General features: G+C 50.7%; 9 protein-coding genes and 1 riboswitch. Of the genes, 1 reads left to right on the plus strand and 8 read right to left on the minus strand.

Features of this window, described 5'->3' with window-relative positions:
• Positions 1 to 164: 164 nt before the first annotated feature.
• A riboswitch (SAM riboswitch) is annotated at positions 165 to 308 on the minus strand.
• Between the two features lie 320 nt (positions 309 to 628).
• From IPN95_04960 to IPN95_04970, 3 genes are all read right to left on the minus strand, one after another.
• On the minus strand, positions 629 to 4,609 hold the full coding sequence (locus tag IPN95_04960) for an HYR domain-containing protein (protein ID MBK9448758.1): 3,981 nt from the start codon (positions 4,607 to 4,609) through the stop codon (positions 629 to 631).
• A gap of 14 nt (positions 4,610 to 4,623) precedes the next feature.
• Positions 4,624 to 5,136, minus strand: a complete 513-nt coding sequence (locus IPN95_04965; protein MBK9448759.1) for a hypothetical protein — start codon at positions 5,134 to 5,136, stop codon at positions 4,624 to 4,626.
• 807 nt (positions 5,137 to 5,943) lie between these two features.
• Complete coding sequence (locus IPN95_04970) at positions 5,944 to 7,317, minus strand: hypothetical protein (protein MBK9448760.1); 1,374 nt, start codon at positions 7,315 to 7,317, stop codon at positions 5,944 to 5,946.
• 190 nt (positions 7,318 to 7,507) lie between these two features.
• Here IPN95_04970 and IPN95_04975 point away from each other — a divergent pair, with 190 nt between their 5' ends.
• Positions 7,508 to 8,170: a hypothetical protein gene (locus tag IPN95_04975; protein ID MBK9448761.1), complete on the plus strand. Its 663-nt coding sequence runs from the start codon at positions 7,508 to 7,510 to the stop codon at positions 8,168 to 8,170.
• A gap of 41 nt (positions 8,171 to 8,211) precedes the next feature.
• Here IPN95_04975 and IPN95_04980 read toward each other — a convergent pair whose 3' ends face one another.
• The 5 genes from IPN95_04980 to IPN95_05000 all read right to left on the minus strand — a co-directional run bounded on the left by IPN95_04980 (position 8,212) and on the right by IPN95_05000 (position 15,429).
• Positions 8,212 to 8,838: a hypothetical protein gene (locus IPN95_04980; GenBank protein ID MBK9448762.1), complete on the minus strand. Its 627-nt coding sequence runs from the start codon at positions 8,836 to 8,838 to the stop codon at positions 8,212 to 8,214.
• A 312-nt stretch (positions 8,839 to 9,150) separates the two neighbouring features.
• Positions 9,151 to 9,504: a hypothetical protein gene (locus IPN95_04985; GenBank protein ID MBK9448763.1), complete on the minus strand. Its 354-nt coding sequence runs from the start codon at positions 9,502 to 9,504 to the stop codon at positions 9,151 to 9,153.
• A 99-nt stretch (positions 9,505 to 9,603) separates the two neighbouring features.
• The gene (locus IPN95_04990) at positions 9,604 to 10,005 is read right to left on the minus strand and encodes a hypothetical protein (protein MBK9448764.1); all 402 of its coding nucleotides are present in this window, start codon (positions 10,003 to 10,005) and stop codon (positions 9,604 to 9,606) included.
• Positions 10,006 to 10,050: 45 nt separating this feature from the next.
• Positions 10,051 to 13,056, minus strand: a complete 3,006-nt coding sequence (locus tag IPN95_04995) for a serine hydrolase (protein ID MBK9448765.1) — start codon at positions 13,054 to 13,056, stop codon at positions 10,051 to 10,053.
• Positions 13,057 to 13,908: 852 nt separating this feature from the next.
• Positions 13,909 to 15,429 (minus strand): hypothetical protein, encoded by a 1,521-nt coding sequence (locus tag IPN95_05000; protein ID MBK9448766.1) that lies wholly within the window; start codon positions 15,427 to 15,429, stop codon positions 13,909 to 13,911.
• Between the last annotated feature and the right edge of the window lie 33 nt (positions 15,430 to 15,462).

The raw sequence follows: 15,462 nt of genomic DNA on the forward strand, positions 1-15,462 counted from the left end.
AGGCAATGGAAATCCCCGTGGAAATTCTCCATTCTCAATTCTGAATTATCAATTCTCAATTACCTCCGCTACCTGTCTTGAATTCTGATTTCCTGCAAAAAACAAAAAATCCCTTCCGGCTTTCAGAAGAGATTCAGCGTTTTCGCAGATTGGCTTTTAACACCAACTTATCTCTCTCCGATTCCGCCGGGGAATCAGAGTGGGATTTGGCACCTTGCTTGTTCCTGTTTCGATCAGTATCGAACACCAGGACGCGTAGGTTGCCAAGGTTTCATCGGGCCCATTCCCTCCACCTTTCTTGATAGGATAGCTTTTAAAAGAACTGACGCAAAGATAACGGGTTGAATTTGACAATAGCAAAATTTTATTTTAAAAATTTACTTTCAGCGCATCGCATACAAAATATTATTCTGGAATTATATTAACATCCAAAACAAATGAACATCAATCAGACCTGAACAAATGTGAATATTCGCCCAAACAGGTGAAAAAAATATTTACCGTTTCGGCCACTTTCAAAACGAAGCGCAAAACACAGTGTGTTGAGGCAACCCACCAAATGCCAAGAGGCTGCCCCTTTTGGGAGACAGCCTCTTGCATTCAAAATCATTTATCAATCAACCAATGCCTATTCCTTCACGACACGGGTCGTAAGGTTATTGACGTTGATCATGTACATGCCAGAAGCGAAATTGGAAAGATCCAACTTCGTAGTGGCTTGGCCATCTGCAATGACGATGTCTTGCTTGAACACCACTTTTCCATAGAGGTCAGTGACCGTCATTGGATATGTGGCATCAGCGCTACAATCGTTGCAAGAGATTTCGACGTCCACCATACCGTTGGTTGGATTCGGGAATGCCGAGATCGACAACGCTGGCAGAATTTCCTTTTCATCTCCGGCTTCAGGCTCGCCAGTGAGGCGGCTGTTGCAGTTGTTGCGACGCTCGACCTTCACGCGGAAGGTGCATGAACGTGTATTGCCGCATGCATCCGTAGCGGTTGAAGTGACCCAAGTGGTTCCGACTGGGAAGAAGGAGCCCGCGGCTGGCGTGGAAACCACCGTAGCAGCACCACAGTTGTCAGACGCTGTCACGTTGAAGTTCACCGTCCTGCCTTGACCATTGTTGGGGACACAAACCGTGATGTTGTTGGGGCAGTTGATGCTTGGACGGACGTCGTCATACACCGTGATGTTTTGTGACTGGGAAACTGAGTTACCGTAGGTATCAGTTGCAGTCCAAGTACGCACGATGGTATAGCTGTTGGCACAAGTTCCCGGGACAATCGTCTCATTGAACGTGACCGTTGGGCATGGGCCGCAAAGGCTGGTTGCATAAACGCCGCAGCTGTGGCTGACGCAATAGACATTGCAATTTGAGCCAGAGCCGGAGCCGCCATGACCGCTGCCGCTGCCTGAACCTGAGCCAGAGCCGCCGGTACCGCAAGGATTGGTCATGTAGCCATTGTAACCAGCATAGTTGCCATTGGAACCGGAGCCACCGTGGCCGCTTCCGCTGCCACCGTTGCCATAGTTGCACTGATGTGAACCGGAGCCGCTACCGCTGCCAGAGCCGCTGCCATGATGACCGCTACCGCTGCCAGAGCCGCTACCTGAGCCGCCATTGCCGTTGGATGGGCAAGCTACAATGCCTGGCGCATTTGGAATTTGATCGCAACGTTTTCTGACATCGCAAGGTACGCCCCAAAGGGTGATGATTCCGTCGCCAGCAACGCTTACAGTGAAGCTACATGCAGAAGTATTGCCGTTCACGTCCGTTGCCACTGCATTCACAGTGGTTGTGCCAAGGCCAAATACGCTGCCAGAAGCAGGAATGACGCTCGTCACAGAAGAACCGCAAGCATCCGTTGAAGTCACCTCATAGGTAACCGTTGTGTTGCACTGACCCAATGGTGCCGTCACGTTGATGTTGGCTGGGCAAGTGATCACTGGAGCAACATTGTCTTGCACGGTAACGTCAGAAGTACATGTGCTGACAAGGCCATTGACGTCGGTGACCGTGAGGACCACGACATAAGGACCGCCTACGTTTGCACAGCTGTAGCTGGTTGGTGCAATCGTTGCAGAGGCAACGCCACAAGCGTCATTGCTGCCATTGTTGATGTCAGAAGCCGACAAAGTGAAGCTGCCATTGGCATCCAATTGAGCCGTGAACGGCTGGCAGATGGCTGTCGGAGGCGTTACATCATTCAAGGTCAAGATGATGCTGCATGTGGCTGTGTTGCCACCCGCGTCGGTTGCCGTGAAGGTGATCGTGTTGTCACCTGCGCCGGAGAGCACGGTACCTGCTGCAGGTGACTGAGTGACGGTCACAGGACCGCAATCGTCAGAAGCAGAGGTCAAGCCGGTGTAGTCAGCAATTGCAAGGCTGCAATTGGCATCCAAGTTGGTTGTGACATTGCCGGAGCAAGCGATCACAGGTGCAACAGGTGAGCAGCTGGATTCGAGCGTGAAGTTGCCTTCTGCGCTGCTGAAACCATGTACCAAGATGTAGTAGTCCACACCCGGGGTCGAGCACCACGTCACAGAAGACTTGAAGCTCGGCGAGCCAGGTCCTGTAGAGCAACCACCGCCGATGTCGTCATTGCCTGTCAAGCAGGTCAAGGAAGCAGGGCTACCGGTGTAAACACGGAGCTTGGTATCAAAGTCGGTGCCTGCGTTGCAGGTCGTCAACGTGATCTGATTGCCATTGCCGGGCATGACATACCAGACACCGCCGCCGGTGCCGTCTGTGGTTCCGCAAACGCCGAGGGTTTCGGAAGTTGCGCAAGATGTGTTGCCGCTCACGGTAGTGCCGCAAGCCATGGGTGCTGCATTTGCAACCAAGTCATTTGCAGGAGAAGCAGTCACGACGACGGTCGTGGTTGCGGTCACGTTGCAAACGGTGTAGGTAATGGTATGGGTTCCAGGACCAGCAGCAGATGGGGTGAAGGTATTGCCTGACACGCCAGCACCGCTGAAAGTACCGCCAGCGTAGTCGGCGCTCAAAGTCACAGCTGCATCACCTTCGCAAAACGGACCAACTGCGTTGATCGTCACCGTTGGAGCTGCACAGCTCATGCTTAAGGCAAATGGACCTGTTGCAGAAAGAAAACCGTTTACCAATACGTAGTATGTGACACCTTGTGTGGTACAGAATGTGGCCGTTGATGCCAAACCTGGCGAAGTACATGCATCATCGTCTGCAGTTACGCAAAGCGGATTGGTGCAAGAACCTTCATAGACATGCAATTTCGAATCATAAGTCGTCGAAGGATCGCAGAGGCTCAAGGTGACAAAACCACCCGTGCCTTGGAACGTGTACCAGAGACCACCACCTGTTCCGACCGTAAAGCCGTTGCAGCTAGGAGCTGCGTCTGCAGTTGCATTGGTGGTGTTTCCTGACACTGTCGAACCGCAGGCAATGCTGATCGCGCCGCTGCAAAGGTCATTCGCAGGTGCAGGTGATGGGCAAGCAATGCTCCAAGTTTGCGTTCTTGAAGTAGTCCCTTCGCCATCCAACAAAATGAAGTAGTTGCCGGCTGTCAGTGAAAATGTAACCGTTCCACTGATGGAGATGTCATCAATACATGTCCAACCCGTGGCGCCACAACCTGCTCCTGCCGCTTTGAAGAAATAGTCGACATAGCCGCCCGTTCCACCAGAAACATTCAAGGTGTAGACGCCGGTCGTCGGTGCGGTAAAGGTATAAACTGCCTCTGCACCGGGTGTCGAAAAGCCGCATGAACCGGGGCTCCAACCGCCGCCGTTGCCGACCAGGGTAGTCGTCTGTGAACCGCCGCAAACCACGGCTGCCGTATTGGCGCATGGATCAAAGGCTGGTGCACAGCTGATGTTAAATGTCTGGGTACGGGAAGTGGTGCCTTCGGCATCGGCAAGCAGGTAGTAATTTCCGGCAGCCAAGGTAAAGGTCACAGTTCCGCTACCGGAAATGTCGTCGATACATGTCCAGCCTGTGGAGCTACAGCCACCGGCTGTTGATTTGTAGAAGTAATCCACAAAACCGCCGGTACCGCCAGAGACGGTCAACGTATATGCTCCCGAAGAAGGAACGTTGAAAGAATAGATGCGCTCAGCACCCGGAGTTGTGAATCCGCATGAACCTGGGCTCCACAAACCGGCACCATCCAAGGTGAAAGTCTGGTTTACACCGCAGTTGATGGCAGTCACTGCAGTACATGGGTCCACTGGAACCGGCGTAGTGCAGCTCGCACATTGCACGGTGGTGACACGGCATGAGCTTGCAGAACCGCAGCCTGCAGAGTTCCAGTGTGCATACAATGTTCCCGTGAAGGTGTTGACGAAGGTAAGCGGAGATGCGCCAAAGGCCACAACCGGGCCATTTGAGCTGCCACTGCGAATCGTAATCACACCACCGACTGTAGAATGGGTAAATTTCAGGGTCTGACCCGAAACCGCTCCTGAAATCGGGGAAAACTCCCCGTCAAAAGAGCAGGTAGAAACGGTCACCACCGCGCCGGCAGTATTGATCGTTGCCGACCCAAACTGCGAGGTGTTCAGACACTGAGCTGCAAGGCTGCCCACCGTCAAAAAACACAGGGAGAAAATGAATAGAAGCTTTTTCATATCTGATTTCCTCCTTATTGTGTGACGTTGAAAAGGACTGTATTGGCATTGACCAAGTCGCGCAATTCCTGATGGAAGGTCGCGTAATCCTGTGCCGAAATGGTCACGATGGTTTGACCACGTGCCAAGGAGAATGCCGCCATGTAGGCTTCGCGCAAACGCACGTTGCTCGTGGCCCATTCTGCTTGATTCGCACGAAATTCAGCCTCCATTTTCCGGAGTTGATGTTCAGCGACATCGGCAGTAGGTACATTGAAAGTTTCGCCGGCCTGCACCTTGTTGGCTTCATAGGCGGCGTTTTCAATTTCGGTGGGTTGCGTTACCACCACTGGACTATTGACTGGCGAACTGGGATTGTTGGCAATCCAAACAGTTTTTGCCTGCTCGTAGGCTTCGGCATCGGCCTGTGGATTCCCGGTATTCGGCATAGTCGGGAAGCCGTTTGGCATTTGCGCAATACCCAATGAACAGATTGCGAGGAAAGCCAAGAAGGCCAAACATCGCATACCATTACGTTTTTGATTCATCGCGAAACGATATAAGTTGAACTTGAAAAAAAATGAATGAAGTTGACTTGGATGGAGGCCAGTTTTCGGACAAAAGCAGCCCAGCATCAAACACCATTGATGAAATTTAATGCTACCACATGCCTGAATTCCAAATACTTCTAACTCCAAAAGAACACACCTACGCTGGGCCCAAATCATGCACCAGAGAGCGTGAATATTTTACTGAGACATTAATTCTTCCTTGACTCCTGTTGATTCTAACTTGATTGATCTTAAATATTCAGTAACACAATTCTAACAATGAGGTAAGGAAAATACAATAAGTTATCAAAAAAATTACTACACATCCACAATTCTTACCTTGTATAATTGATCAACAACAGCGGAAACGATTCCAATATTAATTCAATAGGCATAAATAAGCCTAAAGGCATCCTAGATTCTGATATTCTATCCGAATCTATTTTCAACATTATCCAGGTTAAGCCGTGTAAGAATTCAAACAAAAACAGAAGAGAGCGAGCTTTTTCTATCAATAAACAGGTCCAAATTCTCCTTCATTCTCGGAAAATCTTTCAGGGGAATTGCCGACGGGCTGTCTCGAACGGAGCGGTCGGCAGATCCGAGGACTTTGTTTCCGCAGTTGGTTGTTTGTCAATAAAAAAAGTAATCAAGCCATGTCTGAATAAACCTGCAATGTTCTGAAACAGAATCTTAGCTGCAGGTTTTTGGTTCCGCAGGAGAATTCAAGCCTTCGTTTGTCGCCTCCGAAGGCAAACCTTGGAAGCCCCAAAAGAAACCGTGCCGTAAAATTCCTCGTTGTTCCTACTTTTCGGTCGCAATGTTCACCTTGCCTTGTACATCCTTCCAGACCTTTACCGTCTGCCAGAAGCCATACGAACGATCGGACCTCTCCGCCAATGATTTGGCCATTTGCAACGCACTTGGCTTCAAGTCGACTTTGTAATCCTTGTGATTCACGTTGATCGTCAGCGGCTTCTTCGGATTCACCAATGCCTCATGCAGATGAATCGAGATCCCTTGGGACAGATTCTGAACTTCGATGCGATTCTGTGTCGGAAAGGCCATGACCTCTGAAAAGACCGGAAAGCCGCTCATCTTCATCCGACCACCGACGTAGCTGATCCAGAAATAGTTATCATTTCCTTCACGCACCATGTAATGATCCCATTTCAAATGAAGCGGATAGGGATTCCTGCGAAAATTACTCAACCAAGTCGGTGCATCGGTGACGGCAGTGGTGGTCTTAGCGCCTTTCGGGTTTCGTAGCCAATGAATGGGATCTGCAATGACATTCGCCTGAAAATCAGGGCCGCGACGATCCATCACATAACTGTGTTCAGCACCTGAATGCACGTAGACTTGATGTTGAAAATCTCCCGGATGCAGTCGCGCGAGGCTGTCCAAAATCTTGCTGTAAAGCACCGTTTCCTTGTTGCGGTTGTAAGCATCGTCCAATTCGCCAACTTGGAGCAGCATCGGAACGTGTTGCAGATTGTCGGGACCGACATCGTTGTGATGCCCCGCACTCATGCTCGCCGCAGCCAATTCGGAGGCCATCCGAGGCGCCAATTGATACACGCCGTCACCACCTGCGGAATAGCCAAGCAAGTAAATCCGATTGGGGTCCGCACCCGTGTAGAGCCTAACCTGTTTCAAAATCTGACTGTAAAATACTTCCGCATCGCCGTCAAAATGGAGATTCCACGTGTCATTGGGGCCTCGTGGGGCAATGTAAATGCCTGTGTCGATGCTGTTGAGATAGTAGCGTTGCATCTGCTCCCACTGTTCGTCATTCATTTCGGCAGGTCCTCCTCCCCCACCATGCAAGGCGATGTAGACGGGGTAACCATCCGCAGGGGCAGCACCCTTGACTTGGATTGAAAACCGTCCGACTTTGCCGTTTTCGTAGGTTATCCTACCCTCTTCGAATGCCGCCTTTTCCTCCGGATTTCTGCGTTGATCATCCAACAACCGCTGCCACAATGCCTCCCGCACCATCGGAATCGACGCTGAATCAAGCGTATAGTCCTTGGCTTTCAGCGAATCGATCACGTCGGTAAACGTTGGCGCGGCTTGCAGCATCCGCAGGAATTGTTTGGTTTCCGTTTTGGACATCTGCGCATCCATCGCAGAAAAGAGACCGCAGAGAACCAACAGCAGGAGGATTTTACGCATACGCTTCTTGAATAACATTCGCTAGTTTAATGCAAAAACTGAACCGTAACAAGGTCAATTCATGTTTTGTCAGCGAACTTTCGAAATCCAATCGACGCGCGCTCAGACGCCACCTGCCTTGGAAATTGGGTCAAATGCGCAAGGAATCCGTTTGTATATTGCTAACTGTTTTCATCATCCGAAGTCAAAAATGCCGCTACAACCCCTTCGAATCGTCATTCTGCTTACCCTTTTAATGGTCCTTGCATGCCGACCCGCGCAGGCGCAGGACGATGAGGCCCCCGATTGGCAGCCGCTTTTGGTCAAACACTTCAGCCAATCGGATTTGGATGCAGCGGCCAAGGGATTGGATTTGGCAACCTACATGACGGAAAAAGAGCGCAACGTGCTCGCCTACACCAATTTGGCGCGACTGTTTCCACTTCAATTCGATGCCTTTTACCTGGATTGGCTGGAAAATGTGGAGGATGACGAAGGCTGGGAAAAGTACACTGCGAATGACTATTTCTACACGACCTTGCACAAGGACTTGCAGAAAATGAAGCCTTTGGCACCGCTGCGACCGAGCAAGAAGTACTTTGTTGCCGCCGAACAATGGGCAAAATACAGCGGAAAAAACGGCCTTCTGGGCCACAACCGCCCTTGGTACATGCGCAATACACAAGCCGAATGCTGCGCCTACAATCCGTTGGACGATCCCATGACGCTCGTTCTCGACCTGCTCATCGACGAAAAAGTCAAAAGCCTCGGGCATCGCAAAATTCTACTCGGCAAATGGCTCGACTGCGGGGCAAGCATCCAACCGCACAAGACTTATGGCTGGTGCTTGGTGATGGATTTTGGCGGGGAATAATCGTTTGCCTCACAATGCAATTGGTCGCTTCGGACGGAACATCAATTCCTCCAAAAGCTTTCCAAGGTGAATGAAGATGGCTTTACGAACGGCAGATAAGTCAATCCATCCATCCGGAACTTTTCATAAAACGACTCCTTGCAGCTCAGTTCGGCACAAAAGTTATAGCCGTCTTGGCTGTTGCCCGAGCCGAGCCAAGAATAGATTTCGACCTTTTCCCCCGGATAATTTTTGGAGATGTAGTCTTCCATTTCCTTCCTTTGGACCTCGTGGGAGACCTTTACATGATCGTACATGATCATGAATTTCCCATCAAAATGCCGCCATTTGGGTTCGGGAATGTAGAGCAGATTGGGTTGCTTTTCGATATGCGCCAACGTTGCCCGCGCTTTGGCGATGTCCTCAAATTGCTGTGTCACGCGGCCGGCAATCTTGTAGCCTTCAAACGGGAAGTAGCCGGAGAATTTAAATTCGTCTTCGTCGGTACTGATCGAATGGCAATTTGTTGAAACGACAAACGCCTCCTCCAACTTGCTATGACGGGTCACCAAGATCGAATAATCGTCGAAGCAGGCAAAAGGATAAACGGTGGCGGGTCCTTCGACGACCAATTTCTGTTGGATGCCTTGCAGAAGCTCGGGTTGCTCAAAATAAGACACAGACATCATGGTATCTGATCGGGCCCCGATGCCACGTTCAAGGGGCATCACGAGGATCGCATACCCTGGTTTGGAAAAGTCGAAGTCGGCTAGGACGGCGGTGGATTGGAATGCGCGTAGAGGTAAATGGCAGAAAGTCAAGCGTAAAAGGCAAACAAAATCATCAGATATTAAGCAAATCCTCAATTCACCCAGATGCAACTTTCAATCTATGAATTGGTTACGGAGCCTCACGCTGAAAAATACGAAAACTTCGCGAAGACGTTCCCGCCTACAAAAAATACAAATGGAACGTTCAAACCAACGGAGCAATGGTTTGCATCAATGCGCCTTTCGCCCATTCACGACGCGGGCAAATCGAAACAGTTGACTCATTTGCACAAACTCCATATTCCCTCTGTCTTCCCCGTTTGGGTTTTCTCTGCTGATGGCAACAACGCGGTAGTACTTATCATGGTACCTAAAAATACTTCCTCTACCCAATAGAAAGCCTTCGCGGGTATCGTCCAGTGTGATTTCTGCCGCAATTCCGATTTTGGGAAGGAAATTCGATCCTGTAAACACTTTGGTTTTGAATCCAAAGGCCATCATGCCGCCGCCCTCAAATCGGAGATGGCAACCGTGGCAAACTTCGTAGGATTGGGCGAAAAGGCCTCCTTTGCCCAATGTGACCATGATCAAAATCGGAAGATAAACTTTATAGAACCGTCGTTTCTGCAGCCGAAGGGACCGTGAGATTTGCAATGGAAACGAATTTGCACTCATGGTAGCGGTTCAATCCTTGTCTTGAGGTCCATTTAGCAATCGGATGTTTTCAGGCAAGGGGTAGACTTCTTTACAAATTAAGTAGCCTTGAACAGATCTGCCACGACCCTCGCGATAAACGTCCGTAACAAGATAGTTATGATTGTCAAATCGAAAGTAGGTTCCTTTGGCCGCCATTATGTCCAAAACAGGGTTTTCGCAAAAGATATTTGCCGCAAGGAGACGCCTGCGAGCCCCATTGCCCGTAATCACCTTTTCCTTGCTAAACCCGTAGGTGTAAACCTCTTTCATTCCCAAAAAGCAGTTTGCCCCGTGGATCAATTTGTGATCGGTTGAAAGTTGTTGAGCATGGAGAAAGGGCATTGAGCAATGGAGGAAAACAAACAGGCTAAAGATATGAGTTGCTTTCATGAAAAAGGGGCTAGTTGCATGGTAGCATGTTTGAATTCCCCCCCATCAAGAATTCTCCCGCTTCTCCCAGACATGGATCGACTCATACACCTTGTCCAAAATCCGTTTGCGGATATCCAGCTGTTGGAGTTTTTTGTTTTCGGCGTCGGGCCATGTGCGGTTGCTCAGGAAGACGTAAACCAGATCGTATTTGGGGTCCACCCAGACGCAGATGCCCGTGAAGCCAAGGTGCCCGTATGTGAGCGCGCTCGCGCGGTCGCTGCATGAACTTCCATGCCCCGGATCGGCTTTGTCCCAACCGAGGCCGCGACGGTTGTCGCTCTGTTGCCTTTTGGTGAAATACTCGACTGTCGCTTGGTCAAAATACGTTTGGTCGCCTTGGCTGCCCCCGTTTTTGACCATCAAAAGGAGCTTCGCCAGGTCATAGACATTGCTGAACAGGCCTGCATTCCCGCTCACGCCTCCTAAAACAGCGGCACTTTGGTCATGGACATAGCCTTCGACCTTCTTGTGGCGCCAAAGGTTGTCCATCTCCGTCGGTGCACAGGTCTTCCTGGGCATCTTGATCGCCGGATTAAAACAGGTATTGTTCATTCCCAAGGGTTTGTAAAACACGGAATCCAAATACCTTTCGAAGGGGACGCCCGATGCTCCTTCCAGGACCCGCCGCATCACAATCATGCTCAGATCGCTGTAACGCATCTTTTTGTCGCTTTTGATCGGGCTGCTCATGACCATTTCCCAGACCGTGTCCTGATAGGCGCCACACATGAACAGGCCGTCGATGATCGGCACACAAAACGTGTCATTGGGCTGCGCGCTGTAGAGGTTGGGCTTCAATCCGGCCTTTCCCATTGTCTCTTGGTAAAAGGGAATGAACGGCACCAAACCCGAATTGTGCAGCAGCAGGTTGCGCAATTTGATGCTGTTGAGGTTACGGCCACGCATTTCACTCACGTAAGCGCTCGCTGCCTCCTCGATGTTGATGAGCTTGTCGTAGTACATTTTCATCGTCGCGACCGTCGTTGCGGAAACCTTGGTCACCGACGCAAGGTCATACAGCGTGGCATACGGATCGACCTCCTTGCCGGCGCCGTTGTATTCTGTGCGGCCATAGCCCTTGTCCCAAACGATTTTGTTACCGCGCATCACAAGCACGGCACAGCCCGGGGTTGCTCCGGCGGTAATCGCCTCTTGGGCAATCGAATCAATCGCCTGCAACACATAGCTGTTCATCCCGGCTGCCTCCGGCATGCCAAATTGGAAGCGGTAACCACTCGGATTGGCGATGCTCGTGCCTGCAGGAAATTGGGCGCTTGCCGTCACCGGAAGGCTGCCATCCACCTTGATGCCGCCAAAAAGTGCCTCTGCAGCAGCGACTTGGGCATCGTCCTTGTTTTCGTAGGCGACCAAAATCGCATCCTCGTGGCTCCCAAAATATTTCAAGGCATAAGGACTGCCAAACAGCACCGCGATCACCTCGCGGCTTTTGATATCCAACTCCTTCATCAATGCCTGCGTCCCGGCACTGATCCCGAAATTTTTCGAAGCACTCTTGCTCATGCCGTCCACGCCGACAATCACGGTATTGTACCCGGCAATTTGCGCCAGCAATTTGTCCCGCTGCGCCTTCTCAGCCGCGGCAGGAAGCTGGAAAAAGTCCATTTTAGTGTAAGTTCTGAGCTTCTGCTTGAATGCAGAATTCGCCCCGGCACCAATTTCAACAACCGCAATTTTGCGTTCGGCGAGTTTGCCGATCGGCAAGATCTGATTGTCGTTTTTGACACAGGTCATCGCCAATTGGAAAAGCTTCTTGCGCAAAGCGAGCCCGTTGGCGGTCATCATTTCGTTGGGAATCACCTGCGGCGTGAACCGGTTGGTATGCAGGCCACACCATTCTTTTGCCACGAGAATTTTAAGCACGCGGGCATCCAATTCGGCCTCGGTCACTTCCCCTTTGGCGATGGCATCCTTGATCAGTTTCTTGGCTTTGGCGACGTTTCCTGAGAAAAGCAGCACGTCATTCCCCGCCAAAAAGGCTTTGAGATCCGTTTCGCCTTCGGCCCAAAACTTGGCGACGCCTTGCATGCCAAGTGCATCCGTAAAGACCAAACCATTGAATCCCATCTCTTTGCGCAAGAGGTCCGTGACGATCTTCGGCGAAAGTGTACTTGCCAAATTGGGCGTATTGTCGAGCGATGGAATGTACAAGTGGGCCACCATGATGCTCGCAATGCCCCTTTCAAAGAGCTTTTTGAAGGGGTACAATTCGAGGCTGTCGAGACGCTGCTTGGTGAACGGAATCAAGGGAAGGTCGGCGTGGGAATCGGTATCGGTGTCGCCATGTCCGGGAAAGTGTTTGGCACAGCCGATCGTACCGCTGTATTCCATGCCTTTGTACATAAAAAGGCCTTTGATAAAGACATTTTCGCGGTCTTCTCCGAAGGAACGGTCGTTGATGACGGGATTCCGCGGGTTGTTGTTGACGTCCACAACCGGCGAAAAGTTGACGTGCACTCCTACCCTGCGGCAGTGTTTGCCCACTTCCATGCCCATTTCGAAGATCGGCATCGAGTCGCGAATGGCGCCCAAGGTCATGTTTTTGGGGAATGAAATCGTGCTGTCGAGGCGCATCCCAAGGCCCCATTCGGCGTCGGTGGCGATGAGGAGCGGGAATCGGGCAGCTTTTTGGTAGCGGTTGACGAGGTTGATTTGGCGACCGGGACCGCCTTGCATGAAGATGAGTCCGCCGATTTTTTCATCCCGAACGAGCTTTTCGATGGCGGCGACGTGATCGGCTTCCTTGTTGCTGTAGGCGGCCACCATGAACAATTGGCCGATTTTTTCATCGAGCGTCATGCTGTCGAGGGCCAATCGGGCCCAATTTCCCACGCTTTGCTTCGGTTTGGCAGCAGGCTTGCCTGCAAGCGGCATTCCATCCGTCGCGAATGGCCTTGGATGCGTCGGCCACGAAGTCGCCAACAAGGGCAAAGCCATCAAAATTCCCAGCGCGGCGAAGAATCGCCTTCCATTTTTCCTTTTCCCGATCATGTCACGCAAACCTAAGCAAAAACAAAAGCCTGAAACTGTGGCTATTCACAGGGTTTGTATAGGATAGTGTACGATAGGATGGGTTTTGAGTTTTGGGATTAGTGTTCAGAGATTTGTTCTGGGAGTTGAGAGTGGAAAGTTGAGAGTTGAGAGTTGGTTTGGCGAAATTGGGGAAAAGTGGGGAATTCGAAATGATCAGTACTTCTTCTTTGCGAAAAGAGCCCGATTCGAAACGTTAGACCTGGTGCCGGGCGGATTCGATTTGTCAGCTGATAGATTCGATCTTGCCAAACTGGTTTAGGATAAAATCGAAGAAGCTGAAATCTTGGCTGCCAATTGATTATATTTGAATCCACTCAGAGTCGTTTTATAACCAAGAATGCGAAGCCTTAAGAACTACTTCATCCTTTTCCGCGAACTTTCGGCATTTGCCTTGGGCTTTGATAGGCCGTCGAATAGGAAATTGAAGAGGCTGTTTGCCAACACGGACAAGGTAATCATCAAAATCCAAGGTTTTGGGTTCAATGACGAAATCACAGAGGAGGTAGTATTTACGTTGACTGGAGAAGAACAATTGAGCGTCCCATTCGATGGCAATAAGAAACCGTTCATGCCTTGTATTGGTCCTCCTCAGAAAGCAAGGGAGAGATCAAACGACCCCTCGGTTTGCACATGGGGTTTCGATTCGTTACGGCCGCATATGAGCTATGCTAAAGCATCCAAATCAATTGGGTTTCCAAGAGGCAGAGGAATGTCCAACCAATCGCAATACTGGTTTGCTGGTGGCCATGCCCTTTCTTTTCCAATGTAATTGGAGCTTGCAGCAACAGAGCCCTTTGTCAACCTGGGTATCTATCCCCCGCACCGCATCAACCGCCACCTTTTCCCCGCCACCGCGATCCCGACCCATTCGTTTTTGCCGGTTTGAATCAGCTCTCTTGGGGCGAGGACGGTGAATTCTTTGCGGGATTCTTGGAGCAGCAGGTCGAAACTGTAATCGGAGAGGTCCCATGCGTAGGTGGCGGCGCCGAAGGGTTTGGCTTCGTTGTTGGCCTGCGAATAGTCAGATGCCAAGGCATACCACTTTTCGTTGACCAAAATCGGTTGCCAGGAAAAGGTTTCCATCATTTCTTCGCGTCCGAGGTTCAGAAAGCCTGTCGTCGTGTTGGAAATCAGCTGATAATCAGGATCAAATCTCCAAACATGCAAGGAATTGTTGGTTTTGCTGCCCGGCGAATGTAATTCGATGCCTTTGTCGGGAAGCCCGCGGAGGTGCAAAACAAAGGTGAATCCGGCAGGATCGGCCAACAATTCAGACTGATAACTCGATCGGATGGCCACGGCACCACTTTTTTTCTCCCTGCGAATGAGCGCGTCGCGCATGGCTTCGCTCAAGGTGTACAGGTGAAGGTTTTCCAGCGTGTCGGCACGCGTGATTTCGCCAATGAAAACGCCCGCTTCCCGTCGTTCATTTTCCTGATCCAAATACCATCCGGCCGCGATCAACTTACCTGGGACATTGGTCAAAATCTTCAATTCCACGGGAACTTGCCTGCTTTTCGTGAAGCCAATTACCCGCGTCGTGGACTCGCCAACATTATAATGCAGCAATCCGAAGGAAATTGTGGCGGGACCTTGAAAAGCACTTCCCCCGCTTTGCGTCTGCGCGGTAAACAGCAGATGCTCCGAATCCAAAATGTACATTTTTCGCAAGGAAACCGACTGATCAAACCTGCGAAATGGCGAAAATGCTTCGTGCACCACATTCAAGTTGCGGTCCAAAATCATACAGGCCAAGGAATTATCCGTCAATTCTTCGCGGCTGATGCGGCGCCAAGCAAGCAAGACAAAATTGCTATCCGGCGAAAATTCATATCGGAATCCCGGTTGGTCCAATCCCAACGAAAACCCAGGCAAATCGTCCAAAATACGGGTTTTGATGGCCGGATTTCCCCCGCCAAACACGGGTTCGCTGAGCATCAAGGCCGCCATGCCGGTATGCGGCGAACGTGCGACATTCAAAATGGCAATCCCATTCGGCGACGGAATCACTTCATAGACATTCCGAATCTGTCCTTCCCGACCAAATCGTTTGATTTTCAGGGTGTCAACCGGAACCAAATCGGGCGCAAACCGAATCACCTGCAAGCTGCGTTCGCCCTCGGCGCCGAAATTCCAATAATGGCCGGAAGTGCTTTTGAAGACATAAAAGTACCCATCACCGCCTTGAACGATGCGCAGGAAGCGTTCGGCAAGTTTTTTGCGAAGGAGCGGTCCTTTTTCTAGCGAAAAATCAGCAGCAAGCCTGCCCGGCAGCAACAAAACTGCGAGCAGCACCATCCAAGCAGAAATATGGCGACAAGAAGCAAACATCTACGATCCGAGACGGAAGTTAGGAATTTTTAA

Source organism: Bacteroidota bacterium (assembly GCA_016718825.1).
Lineage (GTDB): Bacteria > Bacteroidota > Bacteroidia > J057 > JADKCL01 > JADKCL01.

Bases quoted from the DNA above. Each gene is read 5' to 3' on its own strand.
- IPN95_04975 (MBK9448761.1), top strand. From the start codon at position 7,508: ATGCCGCTACAACCCCTTCGAATCGTCATTCTGCTTACCCTTTTAATG.
- IPN95_04970 (MBK9448760.1), bottom strand. From the start codon at position 7,317: ATGCGTAAAATCCTCCTGCTGTTGGTTCTCTGCGGTCTCTTTTCTGCG.
- IPN95_04960 (MBK9448758.1), bottom strand. From the start codon at position 4,609: ATGAAAAAGCTTCTATTCATTTTCTCCCTGTGTTTTTTGACGGTGGGC.
- IPN95_04965 (MBK9448759.1), bottom strand. From the start codon at position 5,136: ATGAATCAAAAACGTAATGGTATGCGATGTTTGGCCTTCTTGGCTTTC.
- IPN95_04980 (MBK9448762.1), bottom strand. From the start codon at position 8,838: ATGATGTCTGTGTCTTATTTTGAGCAACCCGAGCTTCTGCAAGGCATC.
- IPN95_05000 (MBK9448766.1), bottom strand. From the start codon at position 15,429: ATGTTTGCTTCTTGTCGCCATATTTCTGCTTGGATGGTGCTGCTCGCA.
- IPN95_04990 (MBK9448764.1), bottom strand. From the start codon at position 10,005: ATGAAAGCAACTCATATCTTTAGCCTGTTTGTTTTCCTCCATTGCTCA.
- IPN95_04995 (MBK9448765.1), bottom strand. From the start codon at position 13,056: ATGATCGGGAAAAGGAAAAATGGAAGGCGATTCTTCGCCGCGCTGGGA.
- IPN95_04985 (MBK9448763.1), bottom strand. From the start codon at position 9,504: ATGGTCACATTGGGCAAAGGAGGCCTTTTCGCCCAATCCTACGAAGTT.